This is a genomic window from Thalassobacterium maritimum, from assembly GCF_031127805.1.
Lineage (GTDB): Bacteria > Verrucomicrobiota > Verrucomicrobiia > Opitutales > Coraliomargaritaceae > Thalassobacterium > Thalassobacterium maritimum.
In genome coordinates this window covers 1-404 of record NZ_JARXHW010000259.1, presented here as the reverse complement: position 1 = coordinate 404, position 404 = coordinate 1, and the positions used below count along the sequence as shown (strand labels likewise).

At 51.2% G+C, this 404-nt stretch carries 1 protein-coding gene; it reads right to left on the bottom strand.

Annotated elements, in window-relative coordinates:
- Nucleotides 1-404 (bottom strand): hypothetical protein (locus QEH52_RS20265; protein WP_308952777.1); only part of this gene is annotated, 404 nt, incomplete at both ends.

Below are 404 nucleotides of genomic sequence, written 5' to 3'. Positions count from 1 at the left end.
CAAGCTTCACTAGAACTCTGATTATAAATGCCGACATAATACGTCCCAGGCTCCAAAGGGCTGCCCATTGACATACTCAAAACACGGTCTACCGTGTCGAGTGCATATTGACTGGTATTACCGTCACCCGTCCAGCCGTCACCACTAATCCCCATCTGGTAGCCAGCATTCCAAGTGTTCGAAGTATAGGGCCAAGCACTATTGGGAGAGGTATTGACGCTATCCGGCACTTGCGCACGTCGCACGACCAAAGAAGGATTCCCACCGACCCAGTCCTTTAAACGCAACTCCCAGCCCAAGACTGGCTTACCGCCTACCGTTTCAGGAACTTCTATGCGGTAATAATGCCAGCGCTGTGGCTGCAGATCAGTCACACTTGAACTGCCACCATCAAAACTCAACAC